The organism is Paraglaciecola mesophila KMM 241, from assembly GCF_000315015.1.
Classification (GTDB): Bacteria; Pseudomonadota; Gammaproteobacteria; order Enterobacterales; family Alteromonadaceae; genus Paraglaciecola; species Paraglaciecola mesophila.
On the sequence record NZ_BAEP01000075.1, the window covers coordinates 328,707 to 346,153 of the forward strand.

The following is a 17,447-nucleotide window of genomic DNA, read 5'->3' on the forward strand; positions in this document are numbered from 1 at the left end:
TTTACGCCTTTTTTCATACCCACATTCACATAACTTTGAGAGAGTAATGCCCCAAGCTATTTACGAATTTCCGCTCAATGAAAAGGTCAGAACTTATCTGCGCCTAGAGCAACTTTTTCAACAATTAAATCAAGTGAAAGAAGCCACCAAGAGTTGGCAATATATTCAGTTTCTATCTTCATTATTCACTTTGTTAGATTTACTTGAGCGTTTGGACCTTCGCACAGATGTGCTAAAAGATATTGAAATACAAGAAAAAAACCTTGTTCTATGGTCGCAACACCCCAACATTGATAACGACGCTTTACAGTCTGCTTTGCAGCAGATATTGCGTTTGCGTGAAGAGCTTAAAAGTGCCAAAAAATTCGGTTCAGATTTAAAAGAAGACCGCTTTCTTGCAGCGATACGTCAACGTTTTTCCATACCAGGAGGAACCTGCAGTTTCGACTTGCCGAGTCTACATTTTTGGCTGCAACAGCCTTTTGAGCGAATTCAAGGAGATATCAAAGGATGGATGTCTGACATTGATCTAATCGATCGCGGCTTACAAGTCATTCTGGCATTTTTGCGCGAACGAGGTCGATTTGTACCAATAGAAGCCGCGAAAGGCTTTTACCAAGGTATAGCAGATGATAAAAATGAACTCATCCGTGTTATCAGTGCAACTGATCAAGGTTATTACCCCATGTTAAGCGGTAATAAATATCGCTATGCGATCCGCTTTATGTTGTTCACACCGAACATGCAAGGCTCAACAACAGTGGACGAACAAGTGACGTGCAAGTTGGCCTGTTGTTGACCAACAATAGTTTACGATTTGAAAGAGGAACCGGTCATGAAGGTGAATTGTCCGTCATGTAAGACATCGGTCGAGTGGCATGAAAGTAGTCCATTTCGACCCTTTTGCAGTAAGAAGTGTCAGCTAATTGATTTAGGTGAATGGGCAGACGAACAAAAAGCGATACCCTGCGGCCCGTCAAAAGACGCAGAAACGTCACAATTACCTGATATAGAAGAGATTGAGGCGATGCTGAGTCAACAAGGAGACGACTTTTTCAAAGAGTGAGGTTCAAGGGAGGAGCATACAGGCGAAGCCTCTGTCCTTAATCGAGTAATTAGATTTAGCTGATAGATTTTAATTGTTTTTTATGTTCGTGGTGGTGGGCTATAGTAGCTACATCAAATTGATTAACCCAATAACTAACTGGAGATATTATGTCTAATCCAAATTTTGCAGATAAAACAGGCCAACGTGTTCCTGATGTGACTTTCCCTGTACGTGTGAACGACGAATGGGAAAAGCGTACTACAGATGAAATATTCTCAGGAAAAACAGTAGTTGTGTTCTCTTTACCTGGCGCATTTACGCCGACCTGTTCATCTACTCACTTACCGCGTTACAACGAATTGGCGAAAGTGTTTAAAGCCAACGGTGTAGACGAAATAGTATGTGTTTCTGTAAACGATACGTTCGTGATGAACGCGTGGGCGCAAGACCAAGAAGCACAAAACATCAGCTTATTACCAGATGGTAACTGTGAATTTACTGACGGCATGGGCTTGCTTGTTGATAAAGCCGACCTTGGGTTTGGCAAACGCAGCTGGCGCTATTCTATGCTGGTAAAAGACGGTGTGGTAGACAAGATGTTCATCGAGCCGGACTTACCAGGTGACCCGTTTGAAGTTTCTGATGCTGATACCATGCTTGAGTATATTGCTCCAAATGCGGCTAAACCCGCTCCCGCGGCAATTTTCACTAAACCTGGTTGTCCGTTCTGTACCAAAGCAAAAGCCTTGTTAACAGAAAAAGGTTACGAGTTTGAAGAGCTCGTGATGGGCAAAGAAATCACTTTCACTGGTATGAAAGCTATCTCAGGTAAAGATACTTGGCCGCAGGTGTTCATCAATGGCCAGCACATCGGTGGAAGCGATGAATTGGCAGAGTTTTTTAATAAGTAAACTTATCGCAGCACAAATACCTTAAGGGCTAACCATGTTAGCCCTTTTTTGTGGGCGAGAAAAATGCCAGCCGTGGTAATCGATGGCACTGCCAGCTATGATAAGGCCAAAATTTATTGGACAGACACCTATTTTATGTCATTTAAGCGATTGGTATTTAAACCATTATTAACTCTCACTTTTATATTACTAAGTGCATCACAAGCTAACGCCACCGTGACTGTTGGTTTAGCCAAGTTTGATCAGCTTTATAAAAATCAACTAGGCCAGACTTTGCCATGCTCAACTCAGCCAGCGTATCGCCATAAGGTATGCTCCTCGTTGCTAAAAAATGAAGGTAACGCGCCGTTTGTTTTGCATCATGGTGACAAAACCCAAAAGGTGTTCGTGCTTTTTCATGGACTCAGTGATTCGCCTTTTTTCTTAACGACGATTGCTCAGTCGCTATATGATCAAGGCTACAACGTGTTGGTTGCTCTACTGCCTGGGCATGGTAAAAAAGAGGCTGATGCAGACATGCAAGATCCTGAATTGGCGGCGCGTTGGCATGATAATGTACAAAATATGATTGGCTTAGCACCAGAGTTTGGCATTGATTTATATATCGGCGGATTCTCTACTGGTGGCGCATTGGCTGCGCAATATGTACTTGAAAACCCAAATGAAGCAACAGGATTACTGCTATTTTCTGGGGCGTTAGCGCTAGATTCAAGTGTTGAAACCATGGCCAATATTTGGGGCATAAAGTGGTTAGCCAAAACGTTAGATGGTGATTATCAAAGCGTTGGGCCGAATCCTTTTAAGTACCCCAGTGTGGCGCGTTATTCGGCGTTTCAGTTAACGGACGTTATATTCTCAGTTCGCGACTTGATAGAACAACAAAAGCCGCTAGATATTGCTCTTTTTGCGGCGCACTCCGAGGCGGATAACACCACGCCCATTTCTGGCGTGAAAGACCTAATTGCATACAATAAAGGTGAGAGTATCTTATTTTCCATCGAAAAAGATTTGGATGTTTGCCACGCGGATTTGGTGGTAAATAATGAGCAAATCCAGCAAATGGACTTTGACGAAAGCCAAGTCACTGAAATTCTGCCTTGCAGTGTGCCAAAAGCTAACCAGATGCACCAAGAAATGCTTGCGGCCCTTAAAGCATTCATAAGCAAACATTAGCGAGTTGTAGGCCTTTTTGATAACAAGGCCTACAATACAACTCGATAGTTTTCGTGCACTTATGTTCCAATATCAGTGAACAAAATGATCCGCCGGCACACTGCGTATTAATCTAAGTACACGTCTTACTCGCGGATATCTTTTTATGTACACCTTATATGGCTCAGAAGTCTCACTCTATACTGGCAAAATTCGCGCCTATCTCAGGTTTAAACAATTGCCTTTTATGGAGGAGCTATCCACTGTTAAGGTGTATAAAGATATCATTCTCCCTGAGACAAAAGTGGCGTATATCCCTGTTGTAAAAACACCGCAAGGGCAATATTTACAAGATACCGCACGTATTATCGACCATTTAGAAGCGCAGCATAGCGAGCGCTCTATCATACCTACTGCACCCACACAGCACTTGGTCAGTGAGTTATTCGCGTTGTGGGGAGATGATTGGTTAGTGATCCCTGCTATGCATTATCGCTGGAATAAAAACAACTTTCCCTTTATTTATCAAGAGTTCGGGCGAGTTGTTGCGCCTAAAGCTCCAGGCTTCATAAGAGCATATTTTGGCAAAAAACTGGCTAAGAAGTTCAGTGGTTTTGTGCCGGTACTGGGAATCACACCTCATTCTATTCCCAGTATCGAGGCGTGGTATGAAAAAACAGTGTTGCATCATTTGAACGTGCATTTTGCCACGCATCAATACTTACTCGGCTCTCGTCCATGCGTGGGAGATTTCGGGCTGATGGGCCCATTATATGCTCATTTATATCGCGACCCAGCCCCAGGTAAATTAATGAGAGAAATTGCACCGAATGTGGCTGCATGGGTGGAGCGAATGAGCAAACCAGACGTGGAGCTTGGTGAGTTCCTGCCAGATGATGACATTCCGAAAACCCTGTTGCCCCTGATCCAGAACATATTTGAACAGCAATGGCCTGTACTTAGAAGCACAGTTTCAGCACTCAGTGAATGGCGAGAGGCTAACCCTCATGAGCATTTTATTCCGCGCAGTGTTGGCCAGCATAGCTTTTCAATTAACCAAGTGTCTGAAAGCCGCGCGATATCAAGTTTTCATCAATACAAGTTGCAAAGAGTGCTAAACACATACCAACAGTTTAGCGCTTCGGAAAAAGAAAACGTCAGCGCTTTTTTAGCAAGTGTCAAAGCCGATAACTACCTGCAGATGACGGTGAAAGATAAGGTGATAATGGAGCATAATAAGTTGGTTTTTGCCCAAGACTAAGTTAGCTGTGCAAGTCTACTGATAGTCTATTGGGCTTGTATTTAGGTTGAGCCTTAAGCCTAAATAGCCTTAAACCGCTATAGTCCTAAGCCAATAGAGCGTTACATCGGAATAGTTAATTCAAAGCGCACGCCGCCGTTGACACTGGTATGGCAATCGATTGTGCCTTTTAAAAACTTGACCACTAAGTTATAGCAAATATGCATGCCTAGGCCGTTATCACTATTTTTATCAGCAAGGCTGAAAAACGGTTTATATAGATTGCTAACGCTCGTTTGCTCCATACCCTGACCGTCATCAATGTAAACAATGTGCAAGCTTGGCCTTGAGTCGATATACGTGTTGCTCGCCTCAATGGTAATCTTTCCAGCCTGGTTTTCTGTATAAGCATGCTCCACCGAGTTGATAATTAGGTGGGTTAGTACTTGCCCAATTGCGCCGGCATGACAAACAACAGACAAATCGCTCGGTATATCCAAACATACTCTGTGGCGGGTGGTTTTTAATTTGGGTTTGAGCGATAGCAAGACTTCAGTCAAATAATGACAAAGATTGATTTCACGCTTACTGCGCTGGTGCTGGTCTTGCACCAATTGGGTAAAATTTTCCATAAGTTGATCAGCTCGCAACACATTGCGCTTGATGATAGTGAGCGCGGTGTGAGCGTCTTGATGAAACTGCTTTAGCTCAGATTTTTTCAGTGAGTTGTTTGCTAATTTCTGCCCACAACGCTCATTGAATGTTTCCAGATGAGATGCGGCCGTCAAAGCAGCGCCTAAAGGGGTGTTCATTTCGTGAGCGAGGCTCGAAAGCATAGTGGTCAAAGCAGTAGCGTTCTCCATTTCGACGAGTTGCTCTTGAACACGATCCCGTTGATACAGCGCTTTTTGCAGCACGAGCTTTGATTCATCTATCTCTTGTTGTTGTTGAGCAATTTGTATGGATTGGTGTTTTTTAAGTGAGCGTAACTGGCGTGTATTCGCTTCATTGTGCATCACCTGACAAAGAGCAGAGCAGAGTATATCGATACGCGCTTGTTGCATTTTCGACACTGTTGTATTGACAAGATTAAATGCACTTACCACAGCGAGGAGCTCATTTGCATGGGTGACAACTGGAAGGGCAATGCAATTATCGATTGCTAGCTTCTGTGTATCCTGATGCAAGGCTACCCAATTCGCATCAGCACTGATATTAGTGATGAATTCTGTCTGCAAGTGAGTCAACACACTGTGAGGCAAGCTTTTTGATTGAGTTCCATTTAGGGCTAACATGGCATTTAATAACGCATCAGGTGTGGCCAAGTTTAACGCTACAGACACGCTGTTATTCAGCTCTGTGTGCCACAGAACTAGATATTGGCTGTTTAAGGTTTCTTTGAGTAATGTCGCGAGAGTATGAACAGCACTTGCTGTGTCTCCAAGCAGCGCTGCCAGTACATCGGACTTAAAGTTATCAATGCTAGGCGTGTGGGCTCTGCAAAATGTGCTGTCATGCACAGTGTCATACCTCGACGTTTGGGCTTTTTATCGCACACCATCAATTTAATGTTGGCGGCTTAAGCCTCTTTATTATGGGGGAACAGTCACGTTAACGTGCGCTTAGTCTCAAGCTTTAGTCAATATTTGCCTAGCTAAGATGCTCAAAATAGCACAAAAGTTGGCCAAGTATACATAGTTGTCAGGTTTATATATCGCCGTAAATGGCTTGCAAGGCGCTGATAGCGGTGATTGCAGCGGTTTCAGTACGCAGTACCCTTGGGCCTAATTGAACGGTTTGAAATCCGCCTTGTTCGGTTTGGTAAAGCTCCTGATCGGAAAACCCACCTTCCGGGCCGATTAGCAAACGTACGCCATCTTTGCCGACGTTGATATGACGAAAGCTCTTCTGCGCTCTAGGGTGCAAGGTTAAGCGCAATGCTTGAGTGGATTGATTAACCCAGCTCTGAAAATCCATCGGCATATGTAATATGGGCAAGACATTACGGCCGCACTGTTCACACGCCGCAATAATAATTTTTTGCCACTGTGCATGTTTCTTCTGCCAACGTTGTTCGTCTAGCTTAACGCCGCAGCGCTCTGTGATAAGTGGCGTTATTTCAGTGACGCCTAACTCAACAGATTTTTGCAGCACCCAATCCATTCTGTCGCCACGTGAAACGCCTTGGCCTAAGTGAACGCTTAAAGGTGACTCAAGACTCATGCTGAGCTTGGCGTCGATTTGTACACGTACCTTACGCTTGGACACATCGATAAATTCACCGCTGTACTCATTGCCATCACCGTTAAACAGGACAACAGGCTGGCCGACCTTAGAACGCAATACATTGGCCACATGATTACTGGCGTCAGGGGTTAATGCCAATTCTTGGTCAGGATGGAGGGTATCAGGGTGATAAATTCTGGAGATTCGCATAGTTCAAACAATTAGTCGGTTTGCGTCTATGGTATCAAGGTCTCTTGGAATTAGGAAAGTGTATTAGAAACGTGTAGTAGAAGAGTGAATTAGAAAAAAGTCGTAAAGTCAGTTTGCGGTCAATAAATCAATTCTAATACTTAGAACAATACTCGATAGGGGGTTCAAGCCTATCGAGTATTAGATTTAGTTTACTTCTGCTACCTCACCAGTATCTATTGATGACGCCTGAGCTATGGCGTTAGCCCCCTTGCGTGCATACTTAGTGTTCTTACCCGTGTCTTTAAATAACGAATAAGCAAATAGAACTGCTACGATAGTCGCGAGTATTACGAGTAGCAACATTTTCAATTCCTTTAAAAATATTATGCCAAATCGATTAAGTCGACGAGGCCAGTATATCACCAACAGCAAAGCGTGTTCAAAGAATAAACATGTCTCCTTCATGTCTTACAACTAAAGGGTAGTAGCCGAAAGTTGTAAGCAAAAACAATATATTTATTAAAAATTACAGGTATATTAAGCCAGCGTAAAAAAGCACTGTTTTTGTATTATTTAATCAATATGTAATATTAAGTAGTACCTGCACAGATATGCTAGGCGTGATGGTAGAGGATTCGGAGTAACCATCGAAAAATAATGAAATAAATGGAGAAATACATGTTTGAATTTGACTCAGAACAAATGTCACAAATGATGGACACTTACGTTATTCCTTGGGGAATTAATATCGTAATGGCCATCTTGATCTACATCGTTGGTAAAATAGTTGTTGGCATCATCGTTAACTTGTTTGGCAAGGTAATGAAGCGCTCTAAATACGACGATATGTTAGTAAATTTCATCAAAGCGATATTGAACGCCATTCTGATGTTGTTCGTTATCATCGCATCATTGAACGAATTAGGTGTTGATACTACCTCACTTGTGGCGATTTTAGGTGCTGCTGGTTTAGCCATTGGTTTATCTTTACAAGGCTCACTACAAAACTTTGCTGCAGGCGTTATGTTACTTGTATTTCGTCCATTTAAAGCGGGTGACTTTGTTGAGGCGGGTGGAGCAGCAGGTGTCGTTAAGAGCATCAGTATTTTCACTACTATCATGACCAGTGGTGATAACAAAGAAATTATCGTACCTAATGGCCAAATATACAGCGGCACCATCACTAACTACTCAGCAAAAGAAACGCGCCGTGTAGATATGGTCGTTGGTATCGGCTATGACGCCGACCTTAAGCGCGCTAAAGAAGTATTGAAAGAGCTAACAGCTGCTGACCCACGTATTCTTCAAGATCCAGCGCCGACTATTGCTGTTGCTGAGCTTGCTGATAGCAGCGTTAACTTTGTGGTACGTCCTTGGGTGAAATCTGCTGATTTCTGGGGTGTTAAATTCGATTTTACCGAAGCGGTTAAATTACGTTTCGACCAAGAAGGTATTTCAATTCCATTCCCACAAATGGATGTACACCTTCACAAAGACGCAGAATAATTTTTAGTGTCTTACAAAAATGCCGCTTTAAAGCGGCATTTTTTTTGTCTGTTATTTGCATGACTAAGCTGATTATTTCTTACATTGGGGACGGTCTTGAGCCTGTTGATATAAAGCAAGGGCCGGCCCCATATTCTCACCTAACTTTTCGATTCTGCTTTGCGGTGCGGGGTGGGTAGACAGCATCTCTGCTTGGCGATTGTCACCACTGGCTTTATCCATGTTCTGCCATAGGTTGACCGATTGCTTTGGGTCAAAGCCTGATTGTGCCATTAACTGTAGGCCAATTAAGTCAGCCTCGGTTTCATGTGTACGGCTAAATGGCAGTTGTACGCCGACTTGCACGCCCATACCGATAGCGGCCATTATCATATTGTTATTGGCGATTTGATTGGCCTGTAGTAATTGATTGGTTGCTTCCATGCCAATACCTATCAAGGTACTGCTCGACATCCGCTCATTACCATGATCTGCGATAACGTGTCCCACTTCATGGCCTATGACAGCAGCTAATTGATCTTGGTTCTCTGCGACACCAAGCAAACCTGTATACACACCAATTTTCCCCCCGGGGAGCGCAAATGCGTTGACTTGCGGGTCATCGAAAACTACCAATTCCCATTCACCAGAGAACACTGATTTCGGTACATGCTTGGTGATGGCATCCGCTACGCAAGACACAAATTTATTGGTGACTTGGGTATTAGAGACTTTCTGCTCTGATTTCATGCCATCAAATGTCTGCTGGCCCATGTTAGCTAGCTGGTCAGAGGAATAAAGCTTAAGTTGGTTGCGCCCTAATGGAGACTTGGCACAGCCGCTAAGTAATAAGGTTGAAACACAGACGGCGGTGAACACTTTGCTAAGTGAAAATGTCATGGCGTACTTCCTGTAAATTAATGTAAAGGGAATAGGGTGATACTACCTTGTTATCTCGATGGGGTTAATACTTAAGTCAATTGATGTTCTTGAGCAAAAAAAAACGTATCAAGCACTTGCCGATACGTTTTTTGTGTCATTGTATTAGTACTCAAGATGCTAGCCAGCAACCAGTCTCTATCAATTATAGATTTGCAGCAGCCCGTAAAGCGTCCGCTTTATCTGTTTTCTCCCAAGGGAATTCTTCACGGCCAAAGTGACCGTATGCGGCGGTGGCTTGATAAATTGGACGTTCCAAATCAAGCATTTTAATTAAGCCGTATGGGCGAAGTTCGAAGTGTTCGCGCACCAAGGCGGTTAACGCTTCATCGGAGACTTGCCCGGTGCCGAAAGTTTCAACATTAATGGAGGTTGGCTCAGCAACACCAATTGCGTAAGAAATTTGAATTTCACAACGCTTTGCTAAACCAGCTGCCACTATGTTTTTAGCAACGTAGCGTCCAGCGTATGCGGCACTGCGGTCAACTTTTGACGGATCTTTACCCGAGAACGCACCGCCACCGTGTCGTGCCATACCGCCGTAGGTATCAACTATAATCTTACGGCCAGTTAAACCGCAATCACCCATTGGGCCGCCAATCACAAAACGACCTGTCGGGTTAATAAAATACTTAGTTTGTGCTGTTAACCATTTAGCAGGTAATACCGGTTTAATGATTTCTTCCATCACGGCTTCACGTAATTGCTCTGTGGTCACGGAATCACAGTGCTGGGTTGAAAGCACAACGGCATCTATACCTACGGGCACATTATCTTCGTATACAAAAGTAACTTGGCTTTTTGCATCTGGGCGTAGCCAATCTAACTGGCCGCTTTTACGAATTTCAGCTTGGCGTTTCACTAAACGATGAGCGTAGGTGACTGGTGCAGGCATTAGTACGTCAGTTTCATCACTGGCATAACCAAACATTAAACCTTGGTCGCCAGCGCCTTGATCTTCTGGGCGAGTGCGGTCAACACCTTGATTAATATCAGGTGATTGCTTACCAATGGCGTTCAATACTGCACATGAATCAGCATCAAAACCCATATCCGAATGGGTGTAGCCAATTTCACGAACGGTATTGCGTGTTAGTTCTTCAATATCTACCCAAGCATTAGTGGTGACTTCACCGCCCACCATTACCATGCCGGTTTTTACGTAGGTTTCACAGGCTACGCGAGCCTTCGGGTCTTGCTTTAGAATTGCATCGAGAACCGCGTCAGAAATTTGATCTGCGATTTTATCTGGGTGCCCTTCGGAAACCGACTCGGAGGTAAAAAGATGCTTAGCCATGTTGGATCCTTATAAAATTAAAATGGTTTAACGAATATAGTGACATTTTACTGATTAAGATCAAAAATACCAGTCTTTACTTCTAGACGTCCAAACGGCTGGGCGTAAACGAACCGTTCCAGTAAAAAAAGTCAACCGCAAATGGAGTTTCGTTAGGTTTTGTCGTTGCAGTTAGGCGAGGCGTAAGCCAGAATGTAGCGCTATATCGGTCGCTATCTTACACTTTCGATGAGTTTTTAACAGCGAGCGTCAACCAGTCATTAATAATCAGGAGACCACATGCCTTCACGTCAACAACTCGCTAACGCAATACGTGCGCTTAGTATGGATGCAGTACAACAGGCTAATTCAGGACACCCAGGCGCCCCAATGGGCATGGCGGATATAGCCGAAGTATTGTGGAACGATTTTTTAAAGCACAATCCGGCTAATCCAAATTGGGCTAACCGCGACCGCTTTATTATGTCTAACGGCCATGGTTCGATGTTAGTTTACTCATTGTTGCATTTGACAGGTTATGAGTTACCCATTGAAGAGTTGAAAAACTTCCGTCAATTGCATTCTAAAACACCAGGCCACCCAGAGTATGGCTACGCGCCTGGCGTTGAAACAACCACTGGCCCCCTTGGTCAGGGCATCAGTAATGCAGTCGGCATGGCGATTGCCGAGAAAATGTTGGCTGCACAATTTAACCAAGAAAAATTCGATATCGTTGATCACTTCACTTATTGCTTCTTGGGCGATGGCTGTTTGATGGAAGGTATCTCTCATGAAGCCTGCTCACTTGCTGGAACATTAGGTCTGGGCAAATTAGTGGCATTTTGGGATGACAACGGTATTTCTATCGACGGCCACGTTGAAGGCTGGTTTACTGATAATACCCCTGCACGTTTCGAAGCTTATGGTTGGCAAGTTATTGCCGATGTTGATGGTCACGACCCACAAGCGATTAAAGCGGCTGTTGAAACGGCGAAAGCCAATACCACTCAACCGACGTTGATATGCTGTAAAACCGTCATCGGTTTTGGCTCACCGAACAAATCAGGTAGCCATGATTCACATGGCTCACCATTAGGTGTAGATGAAGTCACTGCGACCCGCGAATTCTTAAAATGGCCATATGGGGCATTTGAAATTCCGGCAGACATCTACGCAGGTTGGGATGCAAAAGCGTCAGGTTCTGATTTAGAGCAAGCATGGAATGAACAATTCGCTGCATACGGGAAGGCCCATCCTGAATTAGCAGCTGAATTAACACGTCGTCTAAACGGTGATTTACCTGCTGATTTCGCTGAAAAGGCCCAAGCATTTGTTGAGCAATCTCAACAAAAAGCTGAAAACGTAGCGAGTCGTAAGGCGTCACAAAACTCTATCGAAGCATTCGCTGGGATCATGCCTGAAATTTTAGGTGGCTCGGCAGATTTGGCCGGTTCAAACCTAACGCTTTGGTCAAAGTCTAAAGGCGTCACAGCTGACGATGCCAGCGGTAACTATTTATACTACGGTGTACGTGAATTCGGTATGAGCGGCATCATGAACGGTATTGGTTTGCATGGTGGATTCCGTCCATTTGGAGCCACCTTCCTGATGTTTATGGAATATGCGCGTAATGCAGTGCGTATGGCTTCTTTAATGGGTATTCCAAATATCTTTGTATATACCCATGACTCTATCGGTCAGGGCGAAGATGGCCCAACTCACCAGCCTATCGAGCAATTAGCAAACTTGCGCTTAACGCCTAATTTAGCCACATGGCGCCCTTGTGATGGTGCTGAAACAGCCGTTGCATGGAAATCTGCGCTAGAGCGTAAAGATGGCCCGAGTGCATTGGTATTTAGTCGTCAAGGTTTGCCTGCTCAAGTGCGTAGCGCTGAACAACTCGCTAACGTTGCCAAAGGGGGTTACATCCTGAAAGAGTGCGATGGTGAGCCTCAAGTGATTTTGATTGGTACTGGTTCTGAAGTCGGTGTTGCTGTGGATGCAGCTGAGCAATTAGCTGCCAAAGGCGTTGCTGTGCGTGTTGTGTCTATGCCAAGTACGTCAGTGTTTGACCAACAAGACGCGGCTTATCGCGAATCTGTATTGCCGCGCGCAGTGACTGCACGTGTAGCCGTTGAAGCTGCCCATGTTGATTACTGGAGCAAGTATGTAGGTCTTGATGGTGCGGTAGTCGGAATGTCTACTTTTGGTGAGTCTGCACCGGGTGGCGTACTACTCAAGCACTTCGGTATCACAGCTGATGCCGTGGCTGAGAAAGCACAAGGTTTATTGAATTCTTAGGAAATGGCTTCCAGTTGAAACAATAAAACTATAATCTAAGGCGCTTTCGAGCGCCTTAGCTATTTTAGTGACGCACTTTTTACGTTTTAAATTGCGTTTTAAATCATATTGCAAATAGTGTTTTAAATTTCAGTAAGAGCCAAATGATACGAGTAGCAATTAACGGTTTTGGTCGTGTTGGTCGCAACGTATTACGTGCGTTATACGAAACAGGGCAAAACAAACAAATTCAAATTGTGGCGATCAATGAACTCGCCGAGCCTGAGGGCGTAGCACATCTATTAAAATATGATACTGCGCATGGGCGTTTCCGTTTTCCTGTGGTGCTAGACAACCATCAGCTAGTGGTTGCCGGTGACCCTATCACGTTATTGCAGCAAGAAAATATTCACGACCTACCTTGGGCTGACCTAGATATTGATGTGGTTCTTGAGTGTACCGGTGTCAATAATGAGCGGGCTCACGGTGAACAGCATATCGCTCAAGGGGCGAAAAAAGTGTTGTTTTCTCAGCCCTGTGGCCCAGATGTTGATGCAACGATTATTATGGGCATCAATGAGGAATCTCTTAAAACCAGCGATAGTATAGTCTCCGCTGGCTCATGCACGACCAACTGTATCGTGCCTGTCATACAAGTCCTTGATGAAGCGTTTTCAGTTTCAAGTGGCACCATCACGACTATCCATTCATCCATGCATGACCAACAAGTCATAGATGCTTATCACCCAGATTTACGCCGAACCCGCGCTGCCAGCCAATCGATTATCCCTGTGGATACCAAACTGGCGCGCGGAATAGAGCGAGTTTTGCCCAAGTTTGCGGGCAAATTTGAAGCCATCGCCGTACGCGTGCCGACTATTAACGTTTCAGCAATGGATTTAAGCGTAACCCTTGATGCCAAAGTCACTATTGATGAAGTGAATCAAGCGTTAAAAACGGCCAAGAATGGGCGTTTGAATGGTATTTTAGATTTTACTGAAGAACCTTTGGTGTCAGTGGATTTCAATCACGACGCGCATTCTTGCATCGTGGATGGCACACAAACGCGAGTGAGTCACAAGCAACTGGTTAAATTACTGGTATGGTGTGATAACGAATGGGGGTTCTCAAACCGAATGATTGATATCGTACTCGTCATGAACACTTTATCGCTGGGCAAGACGGGAAAATGATTTTTATCCCGTCAATCGAGAATGCATTTCAGCACCTAACTCGCGTAACGCGATATGCAACGAATTTACAGATTACATTTTTTAATTAGCAATTCACGTTTAACACGTCAAATGGGGAAAATATGTCAATAATCAACATGACTGATTTAGATTTAGCAGGAAAGCGGGTACTTATTCGTCAGGATCTGAACGTACCTATCAAGGACGGAAAAGTCACTTCCGATGCGCGTATTAAGGCGTCTTTAGGCACGCTTAAACATGCACTTGAAGCCGGTGCCAAGGTCATGGTTATGTCTCATTTAGGTCGTCCAACAGAAGGTGAGTACGACAGTGCATTCTCATTGCAGCCAGTGGTTGATTATTTAAATGACGTTCTAGAGTGCCCAGTAAGCCTAGCGAGTGACTATTTAAACGGTGTTGAAGTGAAGGCAGGTGAACTGGTCGTTCTTGAAAATGTACGTTTCAACGTGGGCGAAAAGAAAGACGACGAAGCGCTTTCTAAGCAATATGCCGCATTATGTGATGTTTACGTAATGGACGCTTTTGGCACTGCACACCGTGCACAAGCTTCAACTCATGGAGCGGGTAAATTCGCGCCTGTTGCCTGTGCAGGACCACTACTAGCCGGTGAGCTAGAAGCTCTAGGTAAAGCACTGCACAACCCTGCACGTCCTATGCTGGCGATTGTTGGCGGCTCTAAAGTGTCAACCAAGTTAACCGTACTTGAATCTTTATCGAATAAAGTGGACCAGCTTATTGTGGGTGGCGGCATCGCCAATACCTTCATCGCCGCTACTGGCAACAACGTGGGTAAATCCTTGTACGAAGCAGATTTAATCCCTGAAGCGAATCGTTTATTAGCGGCTGCAAAAGATGCTGGTGGGAATATCCCAGTGCCTGTTGATGTCGTCACAGGCAAAGAGTTCTCAGAGCAAGCACAAGCAACGCTTAAGGCCGTTAGTGACGTAGCAGACGATGATATGATTTTTGATATCGGGCCACAGACTGCCACTGAACTGGCAGAGTTGATCAAAAACGCCGGAACAATCGTTTGGAATGGCCCTGTAGGGGTATTCGAATTTGACCAATTCGGTGAGGGCACAAAAGCCATTGCTATGGCAATTGCACAAAGTAATGCATTTTCTATTGCAGGTGGTGGTGATACGTTAGCAGCAGTGGACAAATATGGTATCGAAGATAAGATATCGTATATCTCTACTGGCGGTGGCGCATTTTTAGAATTTTTAGAAGGTAAAGCGCTTCCCGCAGTGACTATGTTAGAAGCGCGCGGCGCGTAACTTACTTGATAATTTGATAAAGCGCGTAAACAAAAGCGCTAACAAGAAATTCAATAATAAGAAAAGCAAAAGCTTTCATTAACCTTTGTAACCTACTAGCCGGTTTACCCCCGGCTCACAACACAATTAAGGAGTGTTGCTCATGGCATCACAAGCACAATTGGATATGCTAAAAAAAATAAAAAGCGACAATGGATTTATCGCGGCCCTTGACCAAAGTGGAGGCAGTACGCCTAAAGCTTTGCGTTTATATGGTGTTGAAGAAACTGAATATAGCAATGATGATGAGATGTTCACTCAAGTTCACTTGATGCGAACTCGCATAGTCACTAGCCCTGCCTTTAATGGTAAGCGTGTACTGGGCGCTATATTATTTGAAAATACATTAGATCGTGAAATTAACGGTAAGTCATCTGCGCGCTTCCTATGGGAAGAAAAGAACGTAGTTCCGTTTTTGAAAGTAGATAAAGGCCTGTTGGATGAAGAGAACGGTGTTCAGTTAATGAAACCTATCGCTGATCTAGATAACTTGTTGGCTAAAGCAAATGCACAAGATGTGTTTGGCACTAAAATGCGCTCAGTGGTTAAACTGGCTAACAAGGCTGGTATTGACGCTATTGTTGCTCAACAATTTGAAGTAGGTAAGCAAATTTTAGCTGCCGGGTTAATGCCGATAATTGAACCTGAAGTGGATATTAACAGTCCAGAAAAAGCGCAAGCAGAAGCATTGTTGAAAGCGGCTATCTTAGCCGAACTTGATGCCCTTGATGCTGATCAAACTGTGATGCTCAAACTGACTCTTCCTGAAGAAACTAATTTCTATAGTGAGTTGGTTGAGCACCCTAAAGTATTGAAAGTGGTAGCTCTCTCAGGTGGTTATAATCGTCAAGAAGCCAACCGTCGTTTGTCAGAGAATAAAGGCATTATTGCTAGCTTCTCTCGCGCGTTGACGGAAGGTGTGAGTGCTAAACAAACAGATGAAGAGTTTAACGCGACATTAGACCAAGCGATTGAAGGTATCTATCAAGCATCAGTTAGCTGATAACGAGCTGAATGTGTTCATGAAAGCCAAGCCTAGTGCCTGGCTTTTTTGTGTTTGAATTTTTTATTTAGCCAAATAGTGTCTATACCTTTGCCTAGTGGATTTACCCTCTACACTTGCTATTATATTAACTAACCTATTTTCGTCATTCCAATAGAGATAAAATTATGTTTATCAACCGCTTAAAGAAAATGGTGCGCGTTACATGCAAGTGACATTGCCCTTGCCATTATATAAAAAACTGTCAGTTACATTCAGGGTAGAGCCTGGCTGTTTAGGGCCAGATGGGGTTGAGCATATTGAAGGGTTTTGTCAGTTTGCGAAAAAGCAAGTGGCCTCATTGCATAGTGACTTTGTGCGCTGGCGTATCATACCTCGATACGACAAAAGTTTGCCTGAAACAGAATACAAAACTAATAATAAGCGTCTTGATCATAAAAAAGCGACCCTGTATTTACGGGTATTCGAGCAAGAGTTAGAGACGTTCGAAGAGCACTTTCAAGACAAACTAGCCGAGTTGATTGACCAGTATTTAGGTCGTTAAGCGTCCAGTAACCACTTTTCACCCACCGCAATTTCCACTTGATTCAAGACATACTCCCAAAGCTTAGGCGCAATATCTTGCAAATGCGTATTTCGTTTAAGGACTTGGCTTTTCTTAACTTGATTTACCTTCCAGCTACCACCTTGATTACTCATGTTTTGCAACACAGGCAATACTCTGTCCATGCCTTTGGCAAATCTTGCATCTGCGGTGTGGGCTTGCTCAAATTCGAGCCACATATCTAACATGCTTTGCCCTGTATGCTTGGGTAACAGGCCAAATATACGTTTGGCAGCTTCTAGTTCTTTTAGTTCTTGCGCTTGATGATCTTGCTCGTCAGCAAAAGCAAATAAATCCCCAGCGTCTATTTCAACAATATCGTGAATAAGCAGCATTTTAGTCACGCGTAATATATCTACGGGCTCGTGCGCATAATCCACCATTATTTGTGCTAAGAGTGCAATGTGCCAACTGTGCTCGGCGCTGTTCTCTTGACGATTATTATCAGCTTCAACAACGGTCTTTCGATACACCGCTTTAAGTTTGTCTATTTCGAGCATAAAGGAGATTTGAGCAGAAAGGTCGTGCATGTCTTGGGGGATCCTAAATGTGGAAAACGGC

At 44.0% G+C, this 17,447-nt stretch carries 17 protein-coding genes; 11 read left to right on the forward strand and 6 right to left on the reverse strand.

Annotated features, from left to right (window positions below; genetic code table 11):
• The first annotated feature begins 46 nt into the window (after positions 1-46).
• From zapD to GMES_RS19255, 5 genes are all read left to right on the forward strand, one after another.
• Positions 47-799, forward strand: a complete 753-nt coding sequence (gene zapD, locus GMES_RS19235) for a cell division protein ZapD (protein WP_006994472.1) — start codon at positions 47-49, stop codon at positions 797-799.
• A 36-nt stretch (positions 800-835) separates the two neighbouring features.
• Entirely contained in the window at positions 836-1,066 is a 231-nt protein-coding gene (yacG, locus tag GMES_RS19240; RefSeq protein WP_006994473.1) for a DNA gyrase inhibitor YacG, read from the forward strand.
• Positions 1,067-1,215: 149 nt separating this feature from the next.
• Positions 1,216-1,959: a glutathione peroxidase gene (locus tag GMES_RS19245; RefSeq protein WP_006994474.1), complete on the forward strand. Its 744-nt coding sequence runs from the start codon at positions 1,216-1,218 to the stop codon at positions 1,957-1,959.
• A gap of 63 nt (positions 1,960-2,022) precedes the next feature.
• Positions 2,023-3,132 carry an alpha/beta hydrolase gene (locus GMES_RS19250; RefSeq protein WP_006994475.1) on the forward strand — a complete coding sequence of 370 codons (1,110 nt, stop codon included), beginning with the start codon at positions 2,023-2,025 and terminating at the stop codon, positions 3,130-3,132.
• A gap of 145 nt (positions 3,133-3,277) precedes the next feature.
• On the forward strand, positions 3,278-4,372 hold the full coding sequence (locus tag GMES_RS19255) for a glutathione S-transferase (RefSeq protein ID WP_006994476.1): 1,095 nt from the start codon (positions 3,278-3,280) through the stop codon (positions 4,370-4,372).
• A 101-nt stretch (positions 4,373-4,473) separates the two neighbouring features.
• Here GMES_RS19255 and GMES_RS19260 read toward each other — a convergent pair whose 3' ends face one another.
• From GMES_RS19260 to GMES_RS22715, 3 genes are all read right to left on the reverse strand, one after another.
• Positions 4,474-5,871, reverse strand: coding sequence for a sensor histidine kinase (locus GMES_RS19260; RefSeq protein WP_006994477.1), 1,398 nt, complete (start codon positions 5,869-5,871; stop codon positions 4,474-4,476).
• Positions 5,872-6,058: 187 nt separating this feature from the next.
• A complete protein-coding gene (locus tag GMES_RS19265; RefSeq protein WP_006994478.1) occupies positions 6,059-6,787 on the reverse strand; it encodes a 16S rRNA (uracil(1498)-N(3))-methyltransferase in 729 nt (242 codons plus the stop codon).
• Positions 6,788-6,973: 186 nt separating this feature from the next.
• The gene (locus GMES_RS22715) at positions 6,974-7,132 is read right to left on the reverse strand and encodes a hypothetical protein (protein WP_006994479.1); all 159 of its coding nucleotides are present in this window, start codon (positions 7,130-7,132) and stop codon (positions 6,974-6,976) included.
• A 315-nt stretch (positions 7,133-7,447) separates the two neighbouring features.
• On the opposite strand from GMES_RS22715, the gene GMES_RS19270 reads away from it, so the two are divergent.
• Entirely contained in the window at positions 7,448-8,275 is an 828-nt protein-coding gene (locus tag GMES_RS19270) for a mechanosensitive ion channel family protein (protein WP_006994480.1), read from the forward strand.
• A gap of 72 nt (positions 8,276-8,347) precedes the next feature.
• Here the strand turns inward: GMES_RS19270 and GMES_RS19275 are convergent, their stop codons facing one another.
• Together GMES_RS19275 and metK are read right to left on the reverse strand one after the other, a co-directional pair.
• Positions 8,348-9,154, reverse strand: coding sequence for a M48 family metallopeptidase (locus GMES_RS19275; protein WP_006994481.1), 807 nt, complete (start codon positions 9,152-9,154; stop codon positions 8,348-8,350).
• A 184-nt stretch (positions 9,155-9,338) separates the two neighbouring features.
• A complete protein-coding gene (gene metK, locus GMES_RS19280) occupies positions 9,339-10,490 on the reverse strand; it encodes a methionine adenosyltransferase (RefSeq protein WP_006994482.1) in 1,152 nt (383 codons plus the stop codon).
• Positions 10,491-10,769: 279 nt separating this feature from the next.
• Here metK and tkt point away from each other — a divergent pair, with 279 nt between their 5' ends.
• From tkt to GMES_RS19305, 5 genes are all read left to right on the forward strand, one after another.
• Positions 10,770-12,770 carry a transketolase gene (gene tkt / locus GMES_RS19285; RefSeq protein ID WP_006994483.1) on the forward strand — a complete coding sequence of 667 codons (2,001 nt, stop codon included), beginning with the start codon at positions 10,770-10,772 and terminating at the stop codon, positions 12,768-12,770.
• A 143-nt stretch (positions 12,771-12,913) separates the two neighbouring features.
• Complete coding sequence (gene epd, locus GMES_RS19290) at positions 12,914-13,942, forward strand: erythrose-4-phosphate dehydrogenase (protein ID WP_006994484.1); 1,029 nt, start codon at positions 12,914-12,916, stop codon at positions 13,940-13,942.
• Positions 13,943-14,064: 122 nt separating this feature from the next.
• Positions 14,065-15,240, forward strand: a complete 1,176-nt coding sequence (locus GMES_RS19295) for a phosphoglycerate kinase (RefSeq protein WP_006994485.1) — start codon at positions 14,065-14,067, stop codon at positions 15,238-15,240.
• A 142-nt stretch (positions 15,241-15,382) separates the two neighbouring features.
• Complete coding sequence (locus tag GMES_RS19300) at positions 15,383-16,282, forward strand: fructose bisphosphate aldolase (protein ID WP_006994486.1); 900 nt, start codon at positions 15,383-15,385, stop codon at positions 16,280-16,282.
• Between the two features lie 205 nt (positions 16,283-16,487).
• Positions 16,488-16,826 carry a hypothetical protein gene (locus GMES_RS19305; RefSeq protein ID WP_006994487.1) on the forward strand — a complete coding sequence of 113 codons (339 nt, stop codon included), beginning with the start codon at positions 16,488-16,490 and terminating at the stop codon, positions 16,824-16,826.
• Here the strand turns inward: GMES_RS19305 and GMES_RS19310 are convergent.
• A complete protein-coding gene (locus GMES_RS19310; protein WP_006994488.1) occupies positions 16,823-17,416 on the reverse strand; it encodes an HD domain-containing protein in 594 nt (197 codons plus the stop codon). The genes GMES_RS19305 and GMES_RS19310 overlap by 4 nt on opposite strands.
• Positions 17,417-17,447 lie beyond the last annotated feature (31 nt).